This window comes from Corallococcus sp. CA054B (assembly GCF_003611625.1).
GTDB classification, from domain to species: domain Bacteria; phylum Myxococcota; class Myxococcia; order Myxococcales; family Myxococcaceae; genus Corallococcus; species Corallococcus coralloides.
The window spans coordinates 1-9,368 of record NZ_RAVY01000048.1; the positions used below are offsets into that span (position 1 = coordinate 1).

The 9,368-nt window shown below is 66.0% G+C and carries 6 protein-coding genes; 2 read left to right on the forward strand and 4 right to left on the reverse strand.

The annotated features are described in order from the left end of the window. Nucleotides 1-111 precede the first annotated feature (111 nt). Both ffh and D7V80_RS14625 read left to right on the forward strand, forming a co-directional pair. Nucleotides 112-1,758, forward strand: coding sequence for a signal recognition particle protein (gene ffh, locus D7V80_RS14620; protein WP_014395398.1), 1,647 nt, complete (start codon nucleotides 112-114; stop codon nucleotides 1,756-1,758). A 165-nt stretch (nucleotides 1,759-1,923) separates the two neighbouring features. Beyond that, the gene (locus tag D7V80_RS14625) at nucleotides 1,924-4,047 is read left to right on the forward strand and encodes an Ig-like domain-containing protein (protein ID WP_120588744.1); all 2,124 of its coding nucleotides are present in this window, start codon (nucleotides 1,924-1,926) and stop codon (nucleotides 4,045-4,047) included. Between the two features lie 87 nt (nucleotides 4,048-4,134). Here D7V80_RS14625 and D7V80_RS14630 read toward each other — a convergent pair whose 3' ends face one another. The 4 genes from D7V80_RS14630 to gltJ form a co-directional block, all read right to left on the reverse strand. Then, entirely contained in the window at nucleotides 4,135-5,235 is a 1,101-nt protein-coding gene (locus D7V80_RS14630; protein ID WP_120588745.1) for a TIGR04552 family protein, read from the reverse strand. Between the two features lie 102 nt (nucleotides 5,236-5,337). Beyond that, the gene (locus D7V80_RS14635; RefSeq protein ID WP_120588746.1) at nucleotides 5,338-5,820 is read right to left on the reverse strand and encodes a toxin-antitoxin system YwqK family antitoxin; all 483 of its coding nucleotides are present in this window, start codon (nucleotides 5,818-5,820) and stop codon (nucleotides 5,338-5,340) included. A 227-nt stretch (nucleotides 5,821-6,047) separates the two neighbouring features. Next, nucleotides 6,048-6,932 (reverse strand): hypothetical protein, encoded by an 885-nt coding sequence (locus D7V80_RS14640; RefSeq protein WP_120588747.1) that lies wholly within the window; start codon nucleotides 6,930-6,932, stop codon nucleotides 6,048-6,050. Between the two features lie 236 nt (nucleotides 6,933-7,168). Further along, nucleotides 7,169-9,289 (reverse strand): adventurous gliding motility protein GltJ, encoded by a 2,121-nt coding sequence (gltJ, locus tag D7V80_RS14645; protein WP_120588748.1) that lies wholly within the window; start codon nucleotides 9,287-9,289, stop codon nucleotides 7,169-7,171. Between the last annotated feature and the right edge of the window lie 79 nt (nucleotides 9,290-9,368).

Below are 9,368 nucleotides of genomic sequence, written 5' to 3' on the forward strand. Positions count from 1 at the left end.
GGGCGGAGGCATCCCGGGTGGTGGGGAAAGCCCCTCGATTCCTCCACTGCTGGACGACCGGGGCTTCCGTGACCGTCGCATCCGGCGGGACGCTGTTATAAAGCGCCCCCCATGCTTGAGACCGTCACCAAGGGCTTCCGGGCCGCCAAGAACCGCCTCGCCGGCAAGAGCGAACTCACCCCCGAGCTGGTGGACGAGTCGCTGCGAGACATCCGCGTCTCCCTGTTGGAGGCCGACGTCGCCTTCGACGTGGTGAAGAAGTTCGTCGCCCGCGTCCGCGAGAAGGCCGTGGGCGAGGTCGTGCAGACGTCCGTCACGGACGCGGGGGGCCAGAAGCGCAAGGTCAGCGCGATGGACCACTTCATCAAGATCTGCCACGACGAGCTGGAGGCCCTGATGGGCCCGGTGGACACGAGCCTCCACCTGAAGCCCAAGGGCCAGCTGTCCGGCATCATGATGGTGGGCCTCCAGGGCTCCGGTAAGACGACGACCACGGGCAAGCTCGCCAGCCGGCTCCTCGCGGAGGGGCGCAAGCCGCTGCTGGTCGCGGCGGACATCTACCGTCCGGCCGCCGTGGATCAGCTCAAGGTCCTGGGCGAGCGCCTGAAGGTCCCCGTCTACCACGAGCCCGGCGTGCAGCCGCCCGAGCTGGCGAAGCGGGGCTACGCGGCCGCGCGCGAGCAGAAGTGCGACGTGGTGCTCATCGACACGGCGGGCCGGCTCGCCATCGACGAGACGCTGATGACGGAGCTGGAGTCCATCAAGTCCAACGTGCAGCCGGACACCATCCTGCTGGTGTGCGACGCGATGATCGGCCAGGACTCGGTGCGCACGGCGGCCGAGTTCGACCGGCGCCTGACGCTGGACGGCTTCATCCTGACGAAGCTGGACGGTGACGCGCGCGGCGGCGCGGCGCTGTCCATCAAGGAAGTGACGGGCAAGCCCATCAAGTTCCTCGGCATGGGCGAGTCGATGGACAAGCTGGAGGAGTTCCGTCCGGAGGGCCTCGCGGGCCGCATCCTGGGCTTCGGCGACATCGTCGGCCTGATGAAGGACTTCGAGAAGGTCGTCGACGAGAAGAAGGCCGAGGACGACGCGCGCAAGCTGCTCTCCGGCCAGTTCTCGATGAAGGACTTCGTCGAGCAGATCCGCATGGTCCGCAAGATGGGCCCGCTGAAGGACCTGCTGGAGAAGTTCCCCCTCTTCGGCGACCTCACCGAGCACCTGAACCCGGACGAGAAGGAGCTCACGAAGATCGAGGCGATGTACGACTCGATGACGCAGAAGGAGCGCCTGCGTCCAGACATCATCAACGCCAGCCGCATCAACCGCATCTCCAAGGGCAGTGGCCGCAAGCCGGAGGAGGTGCGCGAGCTCCTGCAGAAGTTCGGGATGATGCAGCAGGTGATGGGCACCATCGGCCAGAACCCGGGCCTGTTGGGCCGCATCCCCGGCTTCAAGCAGCTGGGGCAGCTGGGCCAGATGAAGAACATGGACCTGGGCAGCATGTTCGGGAAGGACCCGAAGGCGCTGGAGAAGGCCATGTCCGCGATGGGCGGAGGCATGGGAGGCATGCCCATGCAGCTGCCGCAGATCGCCCCGGGCTACACGCCGCCCATGGGCCAGGCAGCGATGGCCAAGGCCCGCCTGATGGGCTACGCGCCCCCGTCCGTGAGCAAGCCGGACGACCGCGACGCCATCAAGGAGCGGCGCAAGAAGGAGAAGGAGAACAAGAAGAAGAACCGCAAGAAGAAGTAGTCCGCGGCCTTCTGAAGTCCCTCCCCTGCCCGCGCGTCCCCACCTGAACCCGGGGGCGGCGGGCAGGCGTGTTTCCGGAGCCGGACGCCTGTCCTGTTCCGCGGATGGGCATGGCACTGTTCTCCCTCGGCACCGTCTGGTCCCGACCTTGCTGAACACGCCCCCATGCCCAACCTGAAACACCTGTTGCTGCTCAGCTGCATCGGCCTGAGCCCCGCATGCATCGACGTCCCCCCGCTGGATGACCCGCCCAAGGAGGACCCGGCGGACCCCAACGCGGACTTCACCTTCACGGCGACCGCCGCCCAGGAGCAGATACTCCCAGGGGGAACCCTGGACTGCGACGTCCGGCTCGCGTGGGCTGACACCGCGGGAGGCGCCGTCACCTGGAGCCTCCTCTCCCCGCCCACGGGCATCGAGCTCCAGTCGTTCACCCTGCCCAAGGGAGAAACGCGAGCGACCCTGAGCATCCGCGTGGGAGCGGGCACGGTGCCCGGGGCCTACACGCTGACGCTCCAAGGCAGGAGCGGCTCGGTCACGAAGCAGGCCACGCTGACGGTGACAGTGGGGAAGCCCGGCGACCTGGTGGTGAACTGGGTCGTGCCCACGCCCGGCAAGGCGTACACGCGAGGTCCCCTGCTCCTGCAGTTCACGGTGGAAGGAGGCGCGGCGGAGCAGGTGGAGATCCTGAAGGACGCCACGGTGCTCGTGAAGCCCACCGGGAGCCCCTATTCGTTCACCTGGGACACCACGTCGGAGGCCGAGGGCACCTACCAGCTGTCCATCCGCGCGACCCGGGGTGGATCGGTCTTCACCAGCGCGGCCCGCACGATCATCGTGGACCGGACCGCGCCCACCGTGGCCTCCTTCCTGCCGGCAAAGGACGCGGCGACCGTGGGGGTCCGCGAAGCCATCCAGGTCACCTTCAGTGAGCCCATGAACCCGCTCTCGGTGACGGAGGCGGCGGTGGGGCTCAAGACGGGTACTGGGGAGACCATCGCGAAGTCCGTGGCACTCTCCGCAGACGGCAAGACGCTGACCGTGACGCCCCTGAGCGCCCTGAGCGCACCGAGCACCGTCCAGGTCGACTTCACTGCCGCTGCGAGCGCGCTGACGGATCTCGCGGGCAATGGGGTGGCAAGCGCTCCGACGTGGTCGTTTTCGGTGCCAACCTGGCTACCTGTGGGAGGAGCCATCAGCGCGGAGGCAGGAGCAACGTCCGCGAACGAAGTCGTACTGAAGCTCGACCTTGAAGATCAGCCCGTCATTGCATGGACGGAATCCGATGGCGTAGCCCGAAACGTCTACGTCGCTCGATGGACAGGCACCGCATGGAACATTCTGGGGGGCGCGCTGAATGGTTTGGGCACCACAGGGACAGACGCGGGGCATCCCACCCTGGTCATTGACAAATCAAACCAGCCCATTGTCGCATGGCATGAAAACTCGGGCGACGGCCAGATCAACAGCATTTTTTCCCGCAGATGGACTGGAACAACCTGGGAGACGCTGCCCTCTCTGATTCTTCCCTACTATGAAGGCTACGACTTCCTGGGCACGCCAACCCTTGGTCTTGAGGAAACAGGCACCCTGAGCCTGTACGCCAACTACGCCAATGAAGGCGAGGCCACTGTCAGACATTATCAACTCACCAGCGGGGCTGCCTCCTGGTCGCTATCGACGCTGCCAACCCTCGGGTATTCCCGAGCGCAAGACCCCATCGCCTTGATTTCGGGCACCAAGACCTTCTCTGCCTACAGCATTTTCGACTTCAATGGCGTAGGCGATGGCACTCGCGGAATCGCTGTCAGTGAGAACGATGGACCTCCCCTTGGCAGTCGACTTCTAGGGACAGCAGCAATGTCACCGACCGTTTCCATCGATGGAAACGGGCGCCCTTGGGTCGCCTGGGTTGAATCATCTTCCAACCAGCCATCATCCGATGGGCAGATCTACTGGGCGCGATGGGAAGGCAACGCCTGGAGTGCTACGGCTCTCATCAGCAACTCCACAACAGGTAACAGCAAGCCAGTCCTGAGCATGAAGAAAGGCGCACCCCATGCGCTTGCATGGAGCGGAATTCTCGCTTCAGAGCGAAGCATTTTCATCAGCCGCTGGATTTCCAATCAATGGCAGCAGTTTGGATATCCGCTCACTGCGCTGACCAGCACCAGCACGCCCGCCACATCGCCCTCAATTGAATTGAATGTCGCGGGCACGCCCATCGTTGCATTTGTCGAGGAGGCGGCATCCTCCGCAAGCGTCTACACGTTCAAGCTCAACGATTGATCTTCGGAACGCCCTACTCGCGCGTCACATCGCGACGCGCGAGTAACCCAATACCTCCGAGCCACTTCATCCCTGCGTGAACTCACTTCACCCCTGACGCTTGGGAACAACCAGGCCTCGACTCAGCCGATTGAGGACGCGCCGCTTCTGCCGACGCTTGTAGCTTTCATGAGCGTTGTCACCGAGCTCATTGCGGCGCGCCGTCTCCTCATCCGCCATTTGAAACTCGACAAGCGCGAAGGTGACCCGCCCCTTTCGAGGGCGGGCATCACTTTCGGGCGGGGGCAGGTAGGGGTCCATCCGCAGGGGAAGGTCCACGACGAAGTTGAGGACCCGATAGGAATCCCCAGAGAAGGCGTTCCCCGTCCGATCCTCGCGGTCCTCGAAGTCCCGGTCCAGGTGGAGCTGCGGGATGAACTGCTCGAAGTGTGGGTTCTCCTCCAGCAGTCCCTTGAACGGCAGCAACGTGTTCTCCGTCTGCCCCGGGACGACGAAGTTGAAGGGGAACAGGCGCTGCGTCAGGAAGTAGAGGACCGGCAGCAGGTCCTCCCGCTTGCGGGTGATGACGCGAAACCGCGTGCGGTCATAGACCTGCGCCGCCACGGTCTCCTTCTTCGCGATCAGCTTCGTGACCAGGGAGTCCCGCGTCTTGATGGAGTGGGCGAACTCCACGATGGGCAGGCCCATCTCCTTCATTTCACGAGCAACACCCAGCACCTTCTCCGTGACCATCTCTCCCAGTTCGGCCTCGGAGGCGGCCAGCCGGAAGAGCAGGTCACGCCCTTCGATGTGCTGGATGACGTGCATCACCTTCAGAACGATGCAGGCGATCCGCCGGTAGCGAGCAAGGCCCTTCGCCCCTGAAGCAAAGAGGAAGAGGTCATGGAGCTCTTCCGGCTGGGCCACAGCGTCCGCGACCCGGTAGTCGAAGGTCTTGCGCAGGTACTCCACGGCATCAGCGAGCACCGTCCGGCCCCAGGCATCGTCATAGGGACGCGACACGTCCAACTGGCAGAGGCGCAGGAACCGGTCCACCTCATCCCGCGTCTGGAAGTGCATCCGCCGCCAGTCGATGACCGAACCACCCCTCAGGATGAGCCGGATGCGCTCAAGTTCACGCAGTCCCATCTGCGACACCGCGCGGACAGGGACAGCGGGGAGGACTGGAACGAGAGAGGGGGCCTTCACAGCCTTGTTCCTATCTGGCTGGAGCCCCAAGGGAAAGCCCCGCAATGCGAAGGGCCCCGGCCTGTAAAGCAGGCTGGGGCCCTCGTGACCACGACCGCCTGGCTACTTGGCGGCGACTTCCTTGCCCTTCTCGAAGCGGCTCTCGCGGACAACCTTGCCGTCTTCACTCAGTTCCTGCACCACTCCGTCCTTCAGGCCATTCTGGTACTGCTCGATGAAGTGGGGCTTGCCGCTGGCGAAGTAGAGCGTCCGGGTGCCGTGGTAGTTGTTCTCGCGGAACTCCGTCTTGCCGTACTGGTTACCGGCCTCGTCGTAGAAGTACCAGGTCCCGGTCTTGAAACCATTCGCGTACTGCCCGACTGCGGCCTTCTTGCCGTTAGCGTGGAACGAGCGATAAGGCCCCTCCGCCACGAAGCTCCCACCAGAGAGCGCGCTCTTACGGCAGAACAGCCCGTCCTCTTTGGAACCTGACTGTTTGGTGCCTTGCGGGCAGGTCAATTGGGTCTCTGCATCGCCAGCGAAAGCGACCGGAGCCACCAGAGCCAACCCCAGGGTGAACGTCTGCATCAGCTTCTTTGACTGCATGGAGTCTCCTTTTCGAAGCCGCCGGGATGCCCGTGCGCGCAACCGACAAGACGAAGAGGCGCTACCTGAAATTCATATGCCTCTCGCGCCCCGAGAAGGCCTCGCCGAAGCGTCAGAAATCCTGGCGCGGTTAGAAACGAAGAGCCCCGCCCCTGGATTCCTGGACGGGGCTCCGAACTTGTTCGACGGAAAGGGCCCCTCAACATCAGGGCCCCATCAACCCAGGCTTAGTAGTTGGCCTGGTGGCAGGCGAAGTTGCCGCCCGTGAAGTAGTAACCCAGGGAGACCGTGCTGGACGTCGACGCCACGCAGAGGTTGGCAACGATGTCCGCACGATTGCCGGAGACCGTGTAGTTACCGGTAGAAGAGCTGATGGACGGAGCCCTCGGGGTCCCGTTGACGAGCACATAGAAGAACCCGCTGAGCTCAGCCGACGTGGCCGGCCAGGCAGTGTCGGAGTACGCGGAGATCGTGATCTTCACGCGCTTGGGCTCGCTGGCGGGGCAGAAGTTGGTGTCATTGGCGGCGCTCGTGGTCGCGACCTTGAAGATGATCGGGCCCGTGGTGCCCAGCGCGGCCTTGTTGCCGAAGTTCTGGTAGTTCTCGCAGGTCGGGGTCGGAGGCGCCGAGCAGGTGCCGCTGTAGCAGGCATTGCCGTACGAGCAGGTGGCCTTGCCCTCACCGGTGCAGGTCGTCGCGGCCGGGCTGCACTCACCCGTGGTGGTGTTGCAGGTGTTGCCGGCGCCGCAGTCAGCGTCCTTGGTGCAGGCCGCAGGACCGGAGCCGGGCTCCTCGCAGCGCTTGGACACGGTGCCGCAGACCAGGGTCGAGGAGTCGTCCGTCTTGCACAGCTCGTCGGTCTTGCACTGGCAGACCTTCTGCGTCTTGCTGGAACCGGCCAGCACGGCGCACTCCTTCTCGCTGTCCGGGCAATCCGCGGCGCTCTCGCAGGTCTCCATGCACACACCGGCGGTCGTGTTGCAGAAACCGGAGGAGCAGTCGGTGTCCGACGTACAGGAATCAACCGTCGTCGCATCATCGCCACAGGCCGTCAGGGCCAGGCTCATCGAGCTCAAAGCGGCGAGCATCACCATCATCTTGCGCAGCTGCATTCGGAACATCCTCCTGGATGGGTTACGTCACCCGGTGTCTCCGGCCACCTGACTCCAGACACCGGGTTTGAAGTCGAGCGGCTTTAGTCCTCTCGCTCCAGACGTGTCAACGAGTGTCGACCGACCTTTCCACGGCTCCCACCCGAGGAAATTCACCGCTCGCGAAAGCGCACACCCCTGACGTACGTCACAGCGACATTGCCGTCATATGTGACGGCGATGTCGCTGCTGAATTTTCAGAACGTGAACGGGAAGTCGATGGGCTCGCCCTGCTTCTGGTGCTTCGGGAACGACCAGCTCTTGATGAGGCCCGTGATGCACGTGGCCATGTGGCTCGAGCGGAACTCATCCGTGCGGCACGACACGGCGGTCGTCTTGCCGCTCGTCTGGACCGTCCAGCGCATCACCAGCTTGCCGCTGAGCGACGGGTCCTTCTGCTTCTGCTCGTTCACGCACTTCACGATGGCCGGCTTGTTGTTCAGCACCACCTGCATGATGTCCGACTGCTGCAGGCGATCCAGCGTGCCGCCTCCCGGCTCGGGCGGGATGTACGCCGTCGCCGTCGGCTTGCTCGCGGGCTTCGCGGCCGGCGTCTTCTTCGTGCCGAACAGCTCGTCGAAGTCGTCATCCCCGCCACCGGAGCTCGATGACGAAGACGACGACGCAGCGGAAGGCTTCGACACGGTGATTGCATCGCCCTCGTCGTCATCCCGCGAGGAGCCTCGGCTCCCGCTGGAGCCCGACTTGCGATGGTTGCGCGAGTCCACGCGCGCCACCGCCGTCCCCATGTTGGGCGTCGCGGAGGCAGGCTTCACCTCCGCCGCGGGAGGAGGAGGCGTCGGCGTGGCGGCCGGAGCCGTGGCCACGGCGGGCGGCGTCGCCCCCGCTGCCGGAGTGCCAGCGGCGGCAGGCGTCCCCGCTGCAGCGGTCGCCGCGCCTTCCGCCGGCGTTCCGGCAGGAGGGGGCGGCGTCGCCGCAGGCTGCACCGCCGCCGGAGGAGGCGTCTGCACCGCCGCGGGAGGCGGCGGCATGGGCGGCATCTCCGCCTTGGGGGTCGGCGCGGCCGCGACCTGGACCGGCTGCTCCGCGGGCCGCTCGGACGAATTGCCGCGCGCGACGAAGACGACCGCGGCGCCCGCCATCACCAGCACGCCCGCCGTCACCGCGACCATCATCCCCGTGCGGCCCTTGCCGCCCGCCGGTGCCGCCGCGGGAGGAGGATAGGCCGCCGGATACCCCGGAGGCGGATAGCCCTGCGGCTGCTGCCCGTAAGGCATCTGGGGCTGCTGAGGCGCATAGGCCGCGGGCGGCTGCGGCGCGTACTGCTGCTGCACCGGCGGCTGCGGCGCGTAGCCCTGCGGCTGCGGCGGCGCGTAGGCCTGGGGCGCGGCGGCCATCATGGCTCCGGGCATCGCCGGAGAGGACACCGGCTCCGGCGGCGGCACGGGCACGTCCAGGAGGCGCGACTGTGACAACGGCTCGCGATCCAGCGACGGCGCCGGACGCGGCGGCGGCTTGCTGAGGGCGTCGTTCTCCTCCTTCACCAGCGAGGCCAGCACGCTCGCGGCCGAAGGCTTCCAGCCCACCGGCTCCTCGGCCACGGCCGAGCTGCCACCCGCGCCCGGACGGGAGGCGCCCGCGCTGAACGCGGACTCCACCGGACCGGCGGGAAGCGTGGGCGACGACGTGGACACCGGCGCGGGCGCGACGATGACCGGCTTGGCCGGGCGCGGCGCCAGCACCGACGCCAGCTCAGCCGTCTCCGACAGGGGAATCCAGTCGCTGAAGCCCGAACGCCAGCAGAGGTTGTCCGGGCCCACCTCGCCGCGGTCCCAGGCGTCCTTCACCTTCTCCACCGTCCAGGGGCCCACCTGCTTCTCGTCGATGGCGACGTACCACTCGTGCGACGCGGTGGCGGCCTTCTCCTCCGCGGTCGGCTCGGCGGATTCGGCCTCGGCGAGCTTGCGCACGGCCTCCGCCTTCGCGGCCTTGGCCTCCGCTTCCGCCTCCGCGGCCTTGAGCTTCTGCGAGCCCGTGCTCAGGACCTGGTCGAAGACCGCGCCAATCTCATCCTCTTCCACGTCCGTGAAGAGGCCGCCCTCCGGCGGCGTGCCCAGCGTGGCGGGCAGCCCCGTGCCGGACGACTCCACGATGCGTGGCGCGTTCGCATCCGCGCTGCTCTTGGTCTCGGTGGACGAGGAGGCCTCCGCCCCGCCCTCCTTGGCCGCCGATGCACCGGCGGGCCTCACCAGGATGGTGTGACCGCACTTCTTGCAACGAAGCTTGACCCCCTTGGGGCCAACCTTGTCGTCGCTGATCATGTACTGCGCGCGGCAGCTGTCGCAGACGAAACGCATCGTTCCCGTAAGCCTCAGAAATGACGGGCGAAATCCCGTCTGAATCGTAGAAGTGGCTGCAGGCGGAGATCAAGGACAC

Coding starts and splice junctions, on each gene's coding strand:
- D7V80_RS14625 (WP_120588744.1), top strand. CDS start 1,924: ATGCCCAACCTGAAACACCTGTTGCTGCTCAGCTGCATCGGCCTGAGC.
- gltJ (WP_120588748.1), bottom strand. CDS start 9,289: ATGCGTTTCGTCTGCGACAGCTGCCGCGCGCAGTACATGATCAGCGAC.
- D7V80_RS14635 (WP_120588746.1), bottom strand. CDS start 5,820: ATGCAGTCAAAGAAGCTGATGCAGACGTTCACCCTGGGGTTGGCTCTG.
- D7V80_RS14640 (WP_120588747.1), bottom strand. CDS start 6,932: ATGCAGCTGCGCAAGATGATGGTGATGCTCGCCGCTTTGAGCTCGATG.
- ffh (WP_014395398.1), top strand. CDS start 112: ATGCTTGAGACCGTCACCAAGGGCTTCCGGGCCGCCAAGAACCGCCTC.